Source organism: Fundidesulfovibrio agrisoli (assembly GCF_022808715.1).
Lineage (GTDB): Bacteria > Desulfobacterota > Desulfovibrionia > Desulfovibrionales > Desulfovibrionaceae > Fundidesulfovibrio > Fundidesulfovibrio agrisoli.
In genome coordinates, this window is the sequence record NZ_JAKZKX010000006.1 from 147,594 (window position 1) to 162,487 (window position 14,894).

At 67.6% G+C, this 14,894-nt stretch carries 15 protein-coding genes; 7 read left to right on the top strand and 8 right to left on the bottom strand.

Translation table 11 applies throughout. From position 1 onward, the window contains the following. Positions 1-5 precede the first annotated feature (5 nt). From MLE27_RS06635 to MLE27_RS06645, 3 genes are read right to left on the bottom strand one after another with little or no spacing between them, the layout of a single operon-like run. A complete protein-coding gene (locus MLE27_RS06635) occupies positions 6-1,007 on the bottom strand; it encodes an MlaD family protein (RefSeq protein WP_243311272.1) in 1,002 nt (333 codons plus the stop codon). A gap of 33 nt (positions 1,008-1,040) precedes the next feature. Beyond that, complete coding sequence (locus MLE27_RS06640; protein ID WP_243311273.1) at positions 1,041-1,808, bottom strand: ABC transporter ATP-binding protein; 768 nt, start codon at positions 1,806-1,808, stop codon at positions 1,041-1,043. Positions 1,809-1,811: 3 nt separating this feature from the next. Next, positions 1,812-2,972: an ABC transporter permease gene (locus tag MLE27_RS06645; protein ID WP_243311274.1), complete on the bottom strand. Its 1,161-nt coding sequence runs from the start codon at positions 2,970-2,972 to the stop codon at positions 1,812-1,814. A gap of 177 nt (positions 2,973-3,149) precedes the next feature. Between MLE27_RS06645 and MLE27_RS06650 the strand changes: the two genes are divergently transcribed. Then, positions 3,150-4,046, top strand: coding sequence for a DMT family transporter (locus MLE27_RS06650; protein ID WP_243311275.1), 897 nt, complete (start codon positions 3,150-3,152; stop codon positions 4,044-4,046). Positions 4,047-4,086: 40 nt separating this feature from the next. On the opposite strand, the gene MLE27_RS06655 is transcribed toward MLE27_RS06650, so the two are convergent. Then, entirely contained in the window at positions 4,087-4,341 is a 255-nt protein-coding gene (locus MLE27_RS06655; protein ID WP_243311276.1) for a hypothetical protein, read from the bottom strand. 214 nt (positions 4,342-4,555) lie between these two features. Between MLE27_RS06655 and MLE27_RS06660 the strand changes: the two genes are divergently transcribed. Beyond that, positions 4,556-5,737, top strand: coding sequence for a GGDEF domain-containing protein (locus MLE27_RS06660; protein WP_243311277.1), 1,182 nt, complete (start codon positions 4,556-4,558; stop codon positions 5,735-5,737). Between the two features lie 104 nt (positions 5,738-5,841). Here the strand turns inward: MLE27_RS06660 and MLE27_RS06665 are convergent, their stop codons facing one another. Beyond that, a complete protein-coding gene (locus MLE27_RS06665) occupies positions 5,842-6,303 on the bottom strand; it encodes an Hsp20/alpha crystallin family protein (RefSeq protein ID WP_243311278.1) in 462 nt (153 codons plus the stop codon). 100 nt (positions 6,304-6,403) lie between these two features. Here MLE27_RS06665 and MLE27_RS06670 point away from each other — a divergent pair, with 100 nt between their 5' ends. Both MLE27_RS06670 and MLE27_RS06675 read left to right on the top strand, forming a co-directional pair. Beyond that, positions 6,404-7,855: a GSCFA domain-containing protein gene (locus MLE27_RS06670; RefSeq protein WP_243311279.1), complete on the top strand. Its 1,452-nt coding sequence runs from the start codon at positions 6,404-6,406 to the stop codon at positions 7,853-7,855. Between the two features lie 53 nt (positions 7,856-7,908). Further along, positions 7,909-8,616 (top strand): DUF599 domain-containing protein, encoded by a 708-nt coding sequence (locus tag MLE27_RS06675; protein ID WP_243311280.1) that lies wholly within the window; start codon positions 7,909-7,911, stop codon positions 8,614-8,616. A gap of 91 nt (positions 8,617-8,707) precedes the next feature. Here the strand turns inward: MLE27_RS06675 and MLE27_RS06680 are convergent, their stop codons facing one another. The 3 genes from MLE27_RS06680 to MLE27_RS06690 all read right to left on the bottom strand — a co-directional run bounded on the left by MLE27_RS06680 (position 8,708) and on the right by MLE27_RS06690 (position 12,549). Then, positions 8,708-9,586, bottom strand: a complete 879-nt coding sequence (locus MLE27_RS06680) for a sigma 54-interacting transcriptional regulator (RefSeq protein ID WP_243311281.1) — start codon at positions 9,584-9,586, stop codon at positions 8,708-8,710. Between the two features lie 162 nt (positions 9,587-9,748). After that, positions 9,749-11,092 carry a sigma-54-dependent transcriptional regulator gene (locus MLE27_RS06685; protein ID WP_243311282.1) on the bottom strand — a complete coding sequence of 448 codons (1,344 nt, stop codon included), beginning with the start codon at positions 11,090-11,092 and terminating at the stop codon, positions 9,749-9,751. Then, a complete protein-coding gene (locus MLE27_RS06690; RefSeq protein ID WP_243311283.1) occupies positions 11,089-12,549 on the bottom strand; it encodes a sensor histidine kinase in 1,461 nt (486 codons plus the stop codon). Before MLE27_RS06690 ends, MLE27_RS06685 begins: the two co-directional genes overlap by 4 nt. A 205-nt stretch (positions 12,550-12,754) precedes the next feature. On the opposite strand from MLE27_RS06690, the gene MLE27_RS06695 reads away from it, so the two are divergent. Genes MLE27_RS06695 through MLE27_RS06705 form a run of 3 tightly spaced genes read left to right on the top strand, consistent with a single transcriptional unit; the run spans position 12,755 to position 14,894 of the window. Beyond that, on the top strand, positions 12,755-13,204 hold the full coding sequence (locus MLE27_RS06695; RefSeq protein WP_243311284.1) for a universal stress protein: 450 nt from the start codon (positions 12,755-12,757) through the stop codon (positions 13,202-13,204). Then, on the top strand, positions 13,201-14,142 hold the full coding sequence (locus MLE27_RS06700; RefSeq protein WP_243311285.1) for a sulfite exporter TauE/SafE family protein: 942 nt from the start codon (positions 13,201-13,203) through the stop codon (positions 14,140-14,142). The genes MLE27_RS06695 and MLE27_RS06700 overlap by 4 nt, the downstream gene beginning before the upstream one ends. Positions 14,143-14,144: 2 nt before the next feature. Beyond that, entirely contained in the window at positions 14,145-14,894 is a 750-nt protein-coding gene (locus MLE27_RS06705) for a TIGR02186 family protein (RefSeq protein ID WP_243311286.1), read from the top strand.

Below are 14,894 nucleotides of genomic sequence, written 5' to 3' on the forward strand. Positions count from 1 at the left end.
GCGGGTTATCTCCTGGGGCCGCCCTTGCCTTGCAAGAGCGCTTCGGGGTGGCGTTCGAGGGTGTCTGCCAGGGCGCGGATGGACTTGGCCGCGGCGGCCATCTCGTTCAGGGCCCGGTTGAGGTCCGTGACGGTGGGCGAATCCTGGTTGATGACCTTCTGGATGCTCGCGGTGGCGGTGCGGGCCTCCTTGAGGGTGGCGTTGAAGTTTTCGATGGTCTTGTCCGCGGCGCTGGCCAGGGAGTCGGCGCGGCGGTCCAGGTTCAGGGCCAGGCTGGAGAAGTGCTGGATGGCCGCATCCAGGTTCTTGGCCAAGGGGTCGATGCGGGCCTTGAGGTCGGTCATGACCTCGGAGGTCTGGCTCAGGGCCATGTTCACGTTGGCCGGGATCTTCTCGGTCTGGGGGGAGTTCACCAGCTTCTCCACGCCGGACACGGCGGCCAGGATCTTGTCCACCAGCTCGGTGAGCGGCAGGGAGCGCAGCGTGTTGGAGAACTGCTCGAAGGCCGAGGGCACGGTGGGTATCTCCGCGTCTCCCTCCTTGCCTTTGAGGTTCGCCGGGGTGTCGGGCATGAAGTCCAGGGATACGGCCAACTGCCCGGTGACGAAGCTCTGGGTGACCAACTGGGCGCGCAGCCCGATCTTGATGAGCCGGTCCAGGAGCTGGGTGATGTTCTCGCCCGTGACGGTGAGCAGGGTCGCGTTCTTGGGAGCGCTGCGGAAACTGATCTTGCCGCTTTCGAGCTCGATGTTCACGGGGATGGTGAAGTGCAGGGATTCCGCATTGGCCTGCACCCCGATGCTGGTGACCGTGCCCACGGGCACGCCCCGGAACAGCACCGGGGAGCCGATGGAGAGCCCGCTCACGGAGTTGTCGAAATAGAGCACGAACTTGTGCTTCTTGGTCAGAAACATGCCCGAGCCGAAGGCGGCCACGGCCAGCACCGCCAGGATCAGGGCTCCCAGCACGAACAGGCCGATCATGCTCTTGTTGACTTTGGTGCTCACGCGGACGCTTCCTTTTGGCCGTGGGCCGGGCGTCTATTCCTTGCCCCTGGTGAGGAAGCGCCTCAGCAGGGGGTCGGTGGTGGTTTCCAGCAGGGTCGTGGGGTTGCCGCTGGCCGTCATGGTGCGGGTCTCCACGTCCAGGTAGACCGAGTTGCTGCCGATGTCGAAGATGCTGGCCAGCTCGTGGGTGACCACCACGAAGGTGGCCTTGAGGCTGTCGCGCAGCTCCAGGATCAGTTCGTCCAGCAGGTGCGCGCTCACCGGGTCCAGCCCGGCGGAGGGCTCGTCGAAGAAGAGGATGTCCGGGTCCAGGGCCATGGCCCGGGCCAGGCCCGCGCGCTTGCACATGCCGCCGCTGATTTCGGAGGGGTAGAAGTCCTCGAAGCCGGAGAGCCCCACCAGGGCCAGCTTGAGCGAGGCCAGCTCGCGGATGTCCTTGGCGGGCAGGGAGGTGTACTGCTGCAACGGCAGGGAGATGTTCTCCGCCAGGGTCATGGAGCTGAACAGAGCCCCGCTCTGGAAGAGCACGCCGGTGCGGCGCAGGATGGCGGAGCGTTTCTCGTCGTCCACGTCCCACAGGCTGCCCTGGCGGTAGGTCACGGTGCCCTGGGCGGGCTCCTTGAGGCCCACCAGCACGCGCAGGAGCGTGCTCTTGCCGCAGCCGCTGCCGCCCATGATGATGAAGATGTCGCCCTGCTTCACGGTGAAGTTGAGGTCGCGCATGATGACGAAGTCGCCGTAGGCGACGGTCAGGTTGCTGACCTGGATGCGCGGTTCGGTGGTGCCGGCGTCTGCTTGCATGGCCTAGAATCCCAGTATTTCGCAGAGCACGGTCAGCACGGCCGTGGCGATGATGATGCTCATGATGCTGGTGACCACCGCCGAGGTGGTGGCCTGGCCCACGGCCAGGGCGCTGCGCCCGCAGCGCATGCCCCGGTAGCACCCGGCCAGGGCGATGAGCACGCCGAACACGGTGCTGTGGGTGAGCCCGATCCAGAAGTTGACCAGCGGCACGGACTGCCAGGTGGTGGTGAGGTACTGCATGGGGTTGATGTCCAGCATGACGACGCCCACGATGAACCCGCCCAGCACGCCCATGAGGTCGGCGTAGACGCACAGCAGGGGCATCATCAGCACCAGGGCCAGCATGCGCGGCAGCACCAGGAACTCCGTGGGGGAGAAGCCGAAGGTGCGCAGGGCATCGATCTCCTCGTTGACCTGCATGGTGCCCAGTTCGGCTGCGAAGGCCGCGCCGGTGCGGCCCGCCATGATGATGCCGGTCATGATGGCGCCCATGACCCGGACCATGGCGATGCCCACGATGGTGGAGACGTAGATCTGCGCCCCGAACTGGCGCAGCTGGATGGCGCCCACGAAGGCCAGGATCAGCCCCACCAGCAGGCTGATGAGCGAGACGATGGGCAGCGCGTCCAGCCCGCTCTGCTTGATGAGGGAAAGCAGCTCCGAGCGCTGGAACACGGCCCGGCCGCGGGCCAGGTTCAGGCAGGCCAGGGTGACGTCGCCCAGAAATTCGGTCAGGCCCTCGAAGCCGTCTCGCACGGAGAGAGCCAGGCCGCCAACGCGCTCCAGGAAGGGCTCGCTGACGGAGTGGCGGGCCGCGCCCTTGCGCTCGGGCACCTTGGCCGCCAGGTCCAACAGGGCGGCTACGCCCTCGGGCAGGCCGGAGAGGTCGGCCTGGACTCCGGTGGCGGCCGCCTTGGCCAGCACGGCGCGCAGGGCGCTCAGGAGCGAGCTGTCCCACCCGGTGACTCCGGAGGACTCGAAGGCCAGGCGCGCGGGGCGCGGCGTGGCCTCCAGGGCGCGCAGCAGGGCCGCCGGCGAGGCGTCGGGCGCTGGGGCGGGCGAGGTGATGAGCCACGGCCCGGAGAGGGTGGCCAGCAGCGCCCCGGAGGCGGCGCTCACCCGGCAGGAGGGGGCGGGGCTGTTGGTGTCTGGTCGCTGCATGTGTTTGGTTCCTGGCAAATCAGCGGCACTCTGGCAAAAGAGGCTCCAAAGATCAACGGCGCATCCCCATTTGGGAGTTGTTTGAGCCTGAAATGACGGCGGTCTTTACGGAAAGGGGCGCTTGGCATAGGCATGCCCTTCCGGAGCGCGCGGACGCGCCGGGAAGGGAGGGCTTGGATGGACCGCACCGCCCGGGAGCGCTGGCTTCCCGCCGCCTCGCTGACGCTGGCCATGATCCTGTGGGGCAGCTCCTTCATCGCGCTCAAGATCGCCTTCGCGGGGCTGCCGCCGTTCTTCGTCATGTTCGCGCGCATGGCCGTGGCCACGGCCTTCCTGGCCTGCTTCTACACGCGCTTCCGCAACGTGCGCTACCACGAGGGCGACTGGAGGCTGATCCTGCTCATGGCCGGGTTCGAGCCCTGCCTCTACTTCGTGTTCGAGGCCATAGCCCTGCTGAACACCTCGGCCTCGCAGGCGGGCATGGTCATGGCCACGCTGCCGCTCATCGCGGCGGTGGCGGCGCGGCTCATCCTCAAGGAGCGCCTGCACGGGCGCGGGCTGGCCGGGTTCGGCCTGGCCGTCGCCGGGGTGGTGGCCCTGACCCTCTGCGGCAGCCCCAGCGAGCACGCCCCGCACCCCGTCCTGGGCAACTTCCTGGAATTCCTGGCCATCTGTTGCGCCTCGGGCTACTTCATAGTGCTCAAGCGCCTGCTGGACCGCTACAACCCCTGGTTTTTGACCTCCATGCAGGCCGTGGTGGGCATGGTCTTCTTCGCGCCCACGCTGCTGCTGCCCTCGGGGCGGCCCGGGCCGGAGGTCGGTGCGGCCCCCGTGCTGGCCACGGTCTACCTGGGGCTGGCCGTGACCCTGGGTGCCTACGGCTGTTACAACTACGGGGTGAGCCGCATCCCGGTGAGCCGGGCCTCGGCCTACATCAATCTGATACCGGTGATAACCTTGGTCATGGCCTGGCTGTTCCTGGGGGAGAGGCTCTCCCTGGGCGAATACCTGGCCTCGGGGATCGTGGTGGCGGGGGTGGCGCTCAGCCAGAGCGGAGGCGGGCGGGAAGCCTGAACCCCCGGCCCGCCGGAGCGGATTGGAAAGGCGGGGCGGGTCAGGAGCGGCGGGCGCGACGCTTGCGATGGATGTAGAGCACGGCCGCCCCGATCACGAGCAGGATGGCCCAGTGGTGCTGGAAGCTCATGGGCAGGCCGATGCCCGCGGCGGCCAGAGGCAGGGCCTGGCCGAAGAAGGCGTCGCTGATCATGGGGCCTTCCGGGGCGCAGGGGTGGGGCAGCGCGCCGCCGAGGTGGACCTCGACGATGTAGAGCAGCAGGAAGCAGGCAGCGAGAATAAGTATCAGAACCATGGTGAACCTCCCGGACGGACCGGACGAGCCCCCCATACTCCCGCCTCGCCGCGGGGCCAACCGCGGCACCAATTGATTCTTTTCCGTGACATTCGATTGTTGAAGAACCTGCGGCCCCGCTCTTGTTCAGGACCCCGCCCGGTGCTAAAGCTCGAACATACGGCCCCGGCCGCCTGAGCGGCCGGGGCGCGAACACCCGATCCCGGGAGGGAGTATGGATCCCGCCAATTTCGTATTGGACCTCAAGACGGCGCTGACCCTTCTGGGCCTGGGCAACCTGATCGCGGGTTTCCTGCTCTGGCTGTCGCGCCGGGGCAAGTACACGGACCAGGCCGCCATGAGCTTCATGCTCGCCAAGGCCCTGCAAGGGGCGGGTTTCCTCATGCTGGCCTCCGCCGGGCGCAGCGTGGGGGCTCCCGGAGAGGTCGCGGCCAACTCCCTTTGCCTGGGCGGCCTGGCCTTCGAGAGCCTGGCCATCATGGCGGTCAAGGGAATCAGGTTCCCGGCGGCCACGGGGCTCGCCGGGCTGGGCGCGGCGGCGGCCTTCTGCGTCTTTCTGCTGCCGGACACCCAGCCCCTGGCCGCGGGCTACGCCTCCGGCTTCACGGCGCTGGCGCTGCTGCCTGGGCTGTTTGCCCTGTATTTCAGCAGCAGGACCACGCAGTACGACGTGGGCCTGGGGTTCGTTTACCTGCTCATCATCGCGGCCTTCTCCCTGCGCGCCTGGCTGAACCTGACAACCCCCTGGGAAACCGGGGAGATGCTTGGCGTGCCGGCCCCGACGGCCTGGCGCGGCCTGCGCTTCCTGCTCTTCCTCACCGGAACGGTGGGCATCACGCTGCTCTTCCAGGACCGGGCCGATACCCAGGCCGAGCACAACGTCACCTTCGACGCCCTCACCGGAGCCTTCACCCGCAACTTCTTCCTGGAGGAGACCCAGCGCGCCCTGAACCTGGCCACCCGGCGCAAGAGCAAGCTGGCCATCCTCCTGTTCGACGTTGACCGTTTCACCGCCGTCAACGACTCCCTCGGCTACCGCAAGGGCGACATGGTGCTCTCCTCCCTGGCGCAGACCCTGCGCAAGACGCTTAGGCCCTACGACATCCTGGGCCGCACAGGCGGCGGGGGCTTCGGGGCCGTGCTGCCCGACGCCAGCGAGGAGGACGCGGCGCGCGCCGCCGAGCGCGTGCGCGCGGCCCTGGCCGAATTCGCCAAGGAGGCGCCCGGCGTGCCCGGCTTCACCGTGAGCGTGGGGGTGTGCTCAGAGGTGCCGGAACCGGGCGCCACGGCCGAGGCCTTCCTGGCCTGCGGGGAGAAGGCCCTGGTCAAGGCCAAGCAGCTGGGGCGCGACCGGGTGGAATATTACAGGGACGGCGAGCCGGGGCAGGCCGCCTGAGGCCGGGCCGGAGGGGGCTGGGTTCCATCCCCGGGCGCCGGACGCGCGGCGGCGAGGGGCCGCCTCCGTGGAGGCGGCCCGGTCATGCAGTGAGGACGCCCCGGTCAGGACTCGATGGCGACCGAGGTGGACTTGGAGGGTTCCTTCTTGGGCAGGGTCACGGTGAGCACGCCCTTGTCGAACCTGGCCTTGACCCCGTCGTCCTTGACGGCTGACGGCAGGGGGATAGAGCGGAGGAAGCTGCCGTAGCTGCGTTCGATGCGGTGGTAGTTGTCCTTCTTCTCCTCGTCCTCGAACTTCTTCTCGCCCTGGATGGTCAGCACGTCGTTCTGCAGGGTGACGTTGACATCCTTGGCCTCGAGGCCCGGCAGTTCCGCCTTGACCTGGATTTCGGAGTCCGTCTCGCTGATGTCCACGACGGGATAGCGCGCTTCCTTGAGGAAGGGCGCGGCCGGGAAGGGGGCGAAGGGCTCTCGCCAGAAGTCCTCCATGAGGTCGGCGATGCTGGTGGGACGCTTGGTGGCCAGGGACTGTCTGCGCAGGCTGGGCAGGAAATCCTTGAACATATGCTACCTCCTGTAATGTATGGGGATATTACGGAAGACTGTACTCTATTTAGCATCTCCCCCAGCGCAGTCAACAGTCTTGGATCCCGAAAGGTGGCCCATGTCCGAAGAATTTGAAATCTACAACGCATACGGGCCGCTGGGGAATCCCCAGGTCAGCCGGTCCTTCACCATCGACGTTCCCGGCTGCGGCCTCGTGGACTCCCCTTCCGCCGTGTTCTGCAACCTGGGCTCCTGCTTCGCGGCCCATGTGGAGGACGTGTTCCGCCTCTACGGCGTGAACAGCTACTTCCGCACCGAGACCTGCAAGCATTTCAGCGCGGAGAGCATACTCCACATGCTGGACAGGCTGGCCGGGGGGCACCGGGGCCTCGCTGACGATGAACTCCACGCCTACGAGGACGAGCTGGGGGGCCTGCGCCCGCTGGGCTACCACTTCCTGGACCGCTTCCACGGGGACAAGGCCGCCCTGGAGGAGCGCCTGGCCTGGCTGGACGCCCAGCTGCTTGCCAACATCCGCAAGTGCACCCACATGATCGTGACCCTGGGCATCGCCAACGTGGTGCGGCTCAAGGCCACGGGCCAGTGCGTGAACAGGGTCTCGGGCATGCCCGCCGAACTCTACGACGTGACCCGCCACAGCGTCGACGAGGAGCTTGGCCACCTCCAGGCCCTGGTGGAGCGCGTCAGAGAACTCAGGGGCGGCTCGCTCCCGGCGATGTTCTTCACCATCTCGCCGCAGCGCTACATGTTCCACCCCCAGTTCGACTTCGACACCCGGGACGACTCCTGCATGGCCCGCTTCACGGATTCGCCCTACGTGGAGAACTGCGTCTCCAAGGCCACGCTGCGCGTGGCGGTGGACATGCTGCTCAAGGCCAATCCGGGCCGGCCCCTTTACTACTTCCCGGCCTACGAGATCGTCATCGACGAGCTGCGCGCGCAGGAGAGCTTCACGGGCAAGGGCTCGGCCTCCGTCACCTGGCCGCTCACGCCCCGGTACGTGGCCAAGCGTTTCTTCCAGTCCTACTTCTCGCCGGAGTGCCTGCGGCAGATCACCCTGCTGGACAGGCTGCACGTGTTCGCGGCCTCCATGCGCCACCTGCGGGAGAGCAAGCCCGGCTACGTGCTCAAATGCCTGCGCAGGGACTTCGTGGACGGGCTGGAGGAACTGGGCGCCACCTGGAGGGACTACAACGCGGGCTATGTGCGCCACCTGCACACCCTGGCAGTGGACCTGGGCTGCCATGACACGGCCCTGAGGGCGGCCCGGGCCTTCTTCCGGGGAGCGGGGACCGTGGCGGTGTGGGGCGTTTCGGGGTATTACGCGAAATACGTCTCGCCCCTGGTGCGGGCGCTGGGCGGCGAGGTCCGCTTCGTGCTGGCCGACGCCGACCCCGCCAAGGCCGGGAGCGCGGTGGACGGGCTCACCGTGCGGGAGCCGGGGGCGCTGCGCGAGGCCGAGCCGGACATCCTGGTGGTGGCCTCCTTCAAGCGAGGGGAGATCGTGGAGGCGGCCGACGCGCTGGGGCTGGCCGCCAGGATATTCTGAGGCCCCTCCCGGGGGCAGCCGGGGCCGCATCAAAGCCGAGGAAGGGTGACGAGATGATCGAAGGACTATCCCCCCATGTGCTGGACCTGCTGTGCCTGGGCCTCTCCATCCTGATGTTCACGTGCTACAACGTGTTCATCTGGTGGAAGCTCAAGACCGACCCCATCTACACCATCCAGGGCGCGACCAACCTGGCCCGGCGGGCCTGGGTGGTGCAGATCATGGAGGAGAAGAACGACATCCTGGCCGTGCAGACCCTGCGCAACGCCACCATGGCGGGAACCTTCCTGGCCTCCACGGCCATCCTGCTCTCGGTGGGGGTGCTCAGCCTCACGGGCCAGGCCGACAACCTGGGCCAGACCTGGCACGCCCTGAACATCCTGGGCTCCACCCAGAAGAACACCCTGGCGCTCAAGCTGCTGGTGCTGCTCATCAACCTGTTCATCGCCTTCTTCAGCTTCTCCTCCTCCATCCGGCTCTACAACCACGTGGGCTTCATGATCAACGTGCCCTGCGCGGACGGCAACTACAGCACGTCGCTGACCTTCGTGGCCATGCAGCTCAACCGCGCGGCCCGGCATTTCCACAACGGGATGCTGGCTTTCTACTACCTGGTGCCGCTGATCTTCTGGATCTTCGGGCCGCTGTTCCTGCTGGGCAGCACCATGCTGATGATCTGCGTGGTCTTTTTCCTGGACAGGACGCCCAAGCTCTACTGCGACTACATCACGGCCTACGAGCAGATGAGCTGCAAGCTCTAGGGGCGCGATTCCGATGAGTTGCGCGCCCTGCGCGTAGGCACGTGTTCGCGGACGCCACTTTGGCGGGTCGGGCGCGAGGCCGCGGGCCGGTTCAGCGCCTGCGCTTGGCCGAGGGCGCGCCCGCGCCCAGGAAGAAACCCCGGTTGGGGCCGTCGATGCGCCACTGCCAGTCCAGGCCGCCGGCCTCAAGCGAGACGAGGGACTCCAGCTCCCGCACGTTGCCCGGGAATGTGTGGCGCTTGAGCCGCCGGGACAGGGCCTCCAGGCTCTCCAGCGAGGCCTCGCGCGAGGCTTTCAGGCGCGAGAAATAGGCCACGATGGCCGGAATGTCCTGCTTGCGCTCGCGCAGGGGCGGCACGTGCACGCGCCTGAAGCGCTCCAGGAAGCCCGGCTCCATGGCCCCCGGCGCTTCGAGGGCGCGCAGGGGCTGGTTGGTGGTGCAGATCCACTGGGCGGGCAGGGCCGGGTATTCCTCCCCGGCGGGGGCGCGTCCTTCCATTTGATCCCAGGCCCGCATCACGGCGCGCTGCACGGCGCGGGGCAGATCCCCCATTTCCTCCAGCACCAGGGTGCCCCCGGCGGCCTCCGCGACGAGCGGCGGCTTGGGCTGCGGGGCGTGCCTGTCGCCGAAGATGGCGGGCATGAGCGCCGCCGCCTCCAGCCCGGCCGTGGTCATGGTCGCGAAGGGGGCGTAGGGGTCGCGCTCCACGTGGATGAAGCGGGCCAGCAGGCTCTTGCCCACGCCGGTCTCCCCGGTGAGCAGCACGGGCTGGCCCGAGGCCGCCACCTCGCGGCAGAGCGCGACGATGCGGCGCATGTCCTTGTGGCAGACCACCAGGGCGAGCTGATCGTCCAGGGGGATGACCTCCCGCTTGGTGAACCAGTCGGGCAGGCCGCTCAGGGGGTGGGTGTCGCCGGAGTCGTCATGGTCCGTTGCAGATGGGCCGGGAGTGGGGGTGTTCTCGCTCATGGCGGGAGGATATCAAGATGCATGCCACGGCCTGGCCGGAGAACGACGCCGGGCGCGAGCATGCAACATGCCGCGATATTGAGATAATTTTCCAACCACTGCCGGGGCGTCGCCGGAGGCTCCACAAGGAATGTTCCAATTTGGAACAACCCGGACTGGCCCTCAATCCAGCTTGAACTGCTTGAGCTTGCGCCAGAGCGTGGTGCGCGGGATGTCCAGTATCTGGGCGGCCAGGCCCTTGTTGCGCCCGGTGCGCTCCAGCACCCGCGCGATGTGGCGGCGCTCCATCTCCTCCAGGCTCTGCATGCGCTCGCCCTCCACGGAGTCGAAGTCCATCTGGCGCAGGTCCTGCGGCAGGTCGGCCACGGTGACCGCCTCCCCCTCGCACAGGGCCACGGCCCGCTCCACGATGTTCTCAAGCTCCCGCACGTTGCCGGGGAAGTCGTAGTTCATGAGGATCTGCAGGGCCTGGGGCCGGATGTCGCGTACGTTCTTGTGGAAGAGCAGGCCGTACTTGTCCAGGAAGTGCCGGGTCAGCAGGGGGATGTCCTCCCGGCGCTCGGCCAGGCGGGGCAGGGTGATGCCCACCACGTTGAGGCGGTAGTAGAGGTCCTCCCGGAAGAGGCCTTTTGCCACCTCCTGCTTGAGGTCGCGGTTGGTGGCGGCGATGACGCGGATGTCCAGGTCGATGGGCCGGGTGCCGCCCACCCGCAGGATGCGCCGCTCCTGGATGACGTGCAGCAGCTTGACCTGCATGCTCATGGGCATCTCGCCGATTTCGTCCAGGAACACGGTGCCGCCCCCGGCGGACTCAAGCAGGCCGATGCGCGTGGCCATGGCCCCGGTGAAGGCTCCCTTCTCGTAGCCGAAGAGCTCGCTTGAGATGAGCTCCTCCGTGAAGCCGCCGCAGTTGAAGGAGACGAAGGGCTGGTCCTTGCGTGGAGAAAGACGGTGGATGGCCCGGGCCACCAGGGCCTTGCCCGTGCCGCTGGCCCCCTGCACCAGCACGTTGCAGCCCACGGGCGCGATCTTGCGGATGAGCTCGAAGACCTCCCGCATGGAGGCGCTGGCCCCGATCATGGATTCGAGGCCGGTCTCCTCGCGCAGGGCCCGGCGCAGCTCCCTGTTTTCGCGGCCAAGGGCCGCCTTCTCGCAGGCGCGGCCCACCAGGCTGCGCACCTCGGCCAGCTTCACGGGCTTGGGCACGTAGTGGAAGGCCCCCAGCTTGATGGCCTCGATGGCCGTATCCAGCCCGCCGTGCCCTGTGACCAGGATGATTTCCGTGTCCGCGCCGGAGGCCTTCACCCGGGCAAGGGCCTCCAGGCCGGAGAGGCCGGGCAGCACCATGTCCAAAAGGGCCAGGTCGAAGGGGGCCTCGGCGGCGCGCGCCAGGAAGGTTTCGGCGTCCGCGAAGCCCTCCACCTCGTGGCCGTCGCGGGTCAGGGCGTCGCCCAGGCGTTTGCGGGCCACGGCCTCGTCGTCGATCACGGCGATCCTGCAGCTCATCTCGCGGCCTCCTCGTCCCCTTCCTCGATCCCGGCGGCGGGCTTGGGGGCCTTGGGCAGGTACACGTAGAAGGCCGTGCCCTCGCCGGGCTCGCTCTCCACCTCGATGCGCCCGCCGTGGCGCTTGACGATGGAGTAGGTCACGGCCAGGCCCAGGCCGGTGCCCTTGCCCACCTCCTTGGTGGTGAAGAAGGGCTCGAAGATGTGCTGCATGTCCTCCTGGCTGATGCCCTTGCCCGTGTCGCGCACGATGAAGCAGACGAAGTCGCTGGCGTCGCGCCCTGAGACGTCGATGCGCCCGCCCGCCGGGGTGGCGTGCACGGCGTTGAGCAGCAGGTTCAGGAAGACCTGCTGCAGGTGGCGCAGGCTCCCGGCCACCTTGTCCAGGCCGGGGGGCACGTCCACGTTCATGGTCAGCCCGGAGATCATGATCTGGTTCTTGAGCAGGGCCAGCGAGCTCTTGACCACCACCTCAGGGGCCAGGGGGCTGAACTTGGCCTTCTCCGTGCGGGAGAAGTCCAGCAGGTTGCGCACGATCTCGCCCGCGCGCTCGGCCTGGGCCAGGATGTCCTGCGCGGCCTCGCGGCCGTCGTCGTCCAGGGCCTCGCCGTTGGTCTCCAGCAGGGTCTCGGCGGAGAGCACGATGTTGTTGAGCGGGTTGTTGATCTCGTGGGCGATGCCCGCGGTGAGCGTGCCCAGGGCGGCGATCTTGCGGGCCTGGAGCAGGTCCTCCTGGTTGGCGGTGAGCTCCATGGCCATGCGGTTGAGCGCCTCCAGCAGGCCCGAGACCTCCACGATGTGCCCGCCCCCGCCGTCCACGGGGCTGAAGTCGCCCTTGGCCACCCGCGCGGTGATCTGGCCGATCAGGCCCAGGGGCTTGAGCAGGCTCTCCGCGATGACCTTGATGAGGATGGCCATGAACACCAGGAACACGCCCAGGTAGGCGAACGGCAGGAGCGATACCCGGAAGATGGTCTTGTTGATGCGGTCGCGCTTGGTGCGGATGAGCTCCTCGGCCATGTCCACCAGGAGCTTGCCCGTGCCGCGCACGCTCTCGCGCGCGGGGTCGCCGGCGCGCTCCAGGGCGGTGAACTCCTCCCTGTAGAGGCGCAGGGCGTTGCGGAACGCGGGCAGGCGGCCCGGCCCGGCCACCGCCTCCAGGTCGTCCCCCAGGTCGGCCACGGCTGCCTCGGCCTTGTCCAGATACTGCAAGCCTTCGCGCAGGCTCTCGGCCCCGCCGTAGATGAGCAGGTTCTTCTCGAAACGGCGGGCTTCCAGGATGGAGTTGAACAGGTCGTCGTAGCGCTCGCTCAGGTGCAGGCGCTCGCTCACGGCGGCCAGGGTCCAGACGTTGAGCGCGGTCAGGCCGCAGGCCACGCAGAACGTCACCAGGAAAAGGGTGAGGATCTTGCCCTTGATGGAATTGAAAAAGACCTTGAGCCGCTGCACCTGGTCCATGATCCGCCTCCACAGCCCGCCGGATGGCTCCACCCTAGGCCATGTTCCAATTTGATACAAGCACAACCGGCATTTCCCGTTTCATTTTGGAACCAGGGTGGCGCGCACGGTCAGAACCTCGGCAGATAAATCCATCCATTACGGCGCGTTGAGCGTTTCTTCCGTTCTGGCCCCAACCTTGCTTTGGGGAGGATGCGGAAACACTATGGAACGAATCCTCGTTGGCATCGATTCGACACGTCCCTCCTGGGAGGCGCTGGTGCGGGCCTTGTGCCTGGCCCCGCGCATCCAGGCCAGGGTGTCCGTGCTGGTCGTGTTCCCGCCGGATGGCGGCGCGGGGCCCAAAGCGGCCGCCGGGAAGGACACCCCGGAGGGCAGGGCGGTGCGGCGCAGGGTGGATTCCGAGATCGAGTCCGCCAAGGCGGCTGGGGCCACTGTCGACCTGTTCGTGACCGAGGGGCGATACGAGCGGGAGCTCATCGACGCGGCGGGACAACTCAAGACGACCCTGCTGGTGGCGGCCGCCGCCGGAGGGGACGGGGAAGGCGGGGAACGCGAGGCGGAGCTGCTGGGCAAGATACTCAACGGAGTGGACTGCCGCGTGGAGCTGGTCTCGCCCAAGAGACACCACGAATCACAGAAGGATGGGGCATGAGCATACCAATGGAACTTTACCTGCCCATCGCGGGCAACAGCGTGAACATCGCGGCCGTGTTCGGCCTGGGCGGAGCCGTTGGCCTGCTCTCGGGCATCTTCGGCGTGGGCGGCGGCTTCCTGATGACGCCGCTGCTCATCATGATGGGCATTCCGCCCACGGTGGCCGCCGCCTCCGACTCCAACCAGATCGTGGGGGCCTCCACCTCCGGGACGCTGGCGCACCTGCGCCTGGGCAACGTGGACGTGAAGATGGGCCTCCTGCTGCTGATCGGCGGCGTGCTCGGCGGCACCGTGGGCGTGGAGATCATCAAGGTGCTGCGCGCCATGGGCAACGCGGACTTCCTCATCAACGTCACGTACGTGCTCATGCTGGGCCTGGTGGGCGGCTACATGTTCATTGAGAGCCTGCAGTCCATGCGCAAGGCCAAGGCCCCGGCCAAGAACGAGCCCGAAAAGCACGTCAAGTCCAGCGCGTTCGCCAGGTTCGCGGCCAGCCTGCCCTGGCAGATGGAGTTCAAGCGCTCGGGCGTGCGCATGTCCCCCCTGCTGCCCCTGTTCCTGGGCGGCCTGGTGGGCGTGCTCTCGGCCATCATGGGCGTGGGCGGCGGCTTCATCATGGTGCCGGTGATGGTCTACCTGCTGCGCATGCCCATGCACGTGGTGGTGGGCACCAGCCTGTTCCAGATCCTGTTCACCTGCATCAACGTCACGGTGATGCAGTCCATCTCCAACCACACGGTGGACTTCGTGCTGGCCCTGATCCTGCTGGTGGGCTCCTCCCTGGGGGCCCAGGTGGGCGCCAAGATCGGCAAGAAGCTGCACGGCGACCAGCTCAAGATCCTGCTGGCCTCGCTGGTGCTCGTGGTCATGTTCAAGATCCTCTACGAACTCATCGCCAGGCCGGACGTTCTGCTGGCCTATGTGGGAGGGCATTAGCCATGAAACGCGCCGTATTTCTCATCCTGACGCTGCTTATGTGCCTGCCCGCCGCCTCCCGCGCCGCGGGGATCGACTTCACCGCCGAACCCGCCGGCATCGAGATCGGCACCCTGTACAAGGGCACGTCCATCCAGGTGGAGGGCCGCGTGCCCGAGGGCACGCAGGTGGTGCTGCGCTTCACCGGCGCCCCCGAGGACCTGCGCATGAAGGAGAAGGGCAAGGCCATGGGCCTTCTGTGGATGAACATGAACACCCTGCACTTCGGCAACGTGCCCAAGGTCTGCCTGATCGACGCCAGCGCCCCCCTGAAGGATCTGGGCCTCGACGGCGCGCGCCTGGGCCTCACTGGCCTGGCCGACGCCGTCACCGTGGAGCCCGCCACGGCGGACAAGGCCTCCCTGCTGCCCGAGCTGGTCACCCTCAAGGAGAAGGAAGGCCTCTTCCGCCAGTCCAGCGGCGGGGTGAAGCTGGGCGAGAAGCGCGACGGCCTGCAGGCCTTCAGCGCCACCCTTGCAGTGCCCTCCCGCCTCTCCCCGGGCAGCTACTCCGTGGAGGTCTTCGCGCTGCGCGACGGCACCATCCAGGCCCAGGCCGCCAAGACCGTGGACGCCCGCCTGGTGGGAGCGCCCGCCCTGCTGGCCGACCTGGCCTTCAACCACGGCGCGTGGTACGGCATCCTGGCTTCGATCATCGCCATCCTGGGCGGCCTGGCCATCGGGCTGGTCTTCCAGAGCAAGGGGGCGCACTAG

What these genes read in the sequence shown, in the direction of transcription:
- MLE27_RS06705 (WP_243311286.1), top strand. Translation starts at nt 14,145, where the DNA reads ATGAAACGCGCCGTATTTCTCATCCTGACGCTGCTTATGTGCCTGCCC.
- MLE27_RS06700 (WP_243311285.1), top strand. Translation starts at nt 13,201, where the DNA reads ATGAGCATACCAATGGAACTTTACCTGCCCATCGCGGGCAACAGCGTG.
- MLE27_RS06685 (WP_243311282.1), bottom strand. Translation starts at nt 11,092, where the DNA reads ATGAGCTGCAGGATCGCCGTGATCGACGACGAGGCCGTGGCCCGCAAA.
- MLE27_RS06690 (WP_243311283.1), bottom strand. Translation starts at nt 12,549, where the DNA reads ATGGACCAGGTGCAGCGGCTCAAGGTCTTTTTCAATTCCATCAAGGGC.
- MLE27_RS06645 (WP_243311274.1), bottom strand. Translation starts at nt 2,972, where the DNA reads ATGCAGCGACCAGACACCAACAGCCCCGCCCCCTCCTGCCGGGTGAGC.
- MLE27_RS06655 (WP_243311276.1), bottom strand. Translation starts at nt 4,341, where the DNA reads ATGGTTCTGATACTTATTCTCGCTGCCTGCTTCCTGCTGCTCTACATC.
- MLE27_RS06660 (WP_243311277.1), top strand. Translation starts at nt 4,556, where the DNA reads ATGGATCCCGCCAATTTCGTATTGGACCTCAAGACGGCGCTGACCCTT.
- MLE27_RS06675 (WP_243311280.1), top strand. Translation starts at nt 7,909, where the DNA reads ATGATCGAAGGACTATCCCCCCATGTGCTGGACCTGCTGTGCCTGGGC.
- MLE27_RS06665 (WP_243311278.1), bottom strand. Translation starts at nt 6,303, where the DNA reads ATGTTCAAGGATTTCCTGCCCAGCCTGCGCAGACAGTCCCTGGCCACC.
- MLE27_RS06650 (WP_243311275.1), top strand. Translation starts at nt 3,150, where the DNA reads ATGGACCGCACCGCCCGGGAGCGCTGGCTTCCCGCCGCCTCGCTGACG.
- MLE27_RS06680 (WP_243311281.1), bottom strand. Translation starts at nt 9,586, where the DNA reads ATGAGCGAGAACACCCCCACTCCCGGCCCATCTGCAACGGACCATGAC.
- MLE27_RS06640 (WP_243311273.1), bottom strand. Translation starts at nt 1,808, where the DNA reads ATGCAAGCAGACGCCGGCACCACCGAACCGCGCATCCAGGTCAGCAAC.
- MLE27_RS06670 (WP_243311279.1), top strand. Translation starts at nt 6,404, where the DNA reads ATGTCCGAAGAATTTGAAATCTACAACGCATACGGGCCGCTGGGGAAT.
- MLE27_RS06695 (WP_243311284.1), top strand. Translation starts at nt 12,755, where the DNA reads ATGGAACGAATCCTCGTTGGCATCGATTCGACACGTCCCTCCTGGGAG.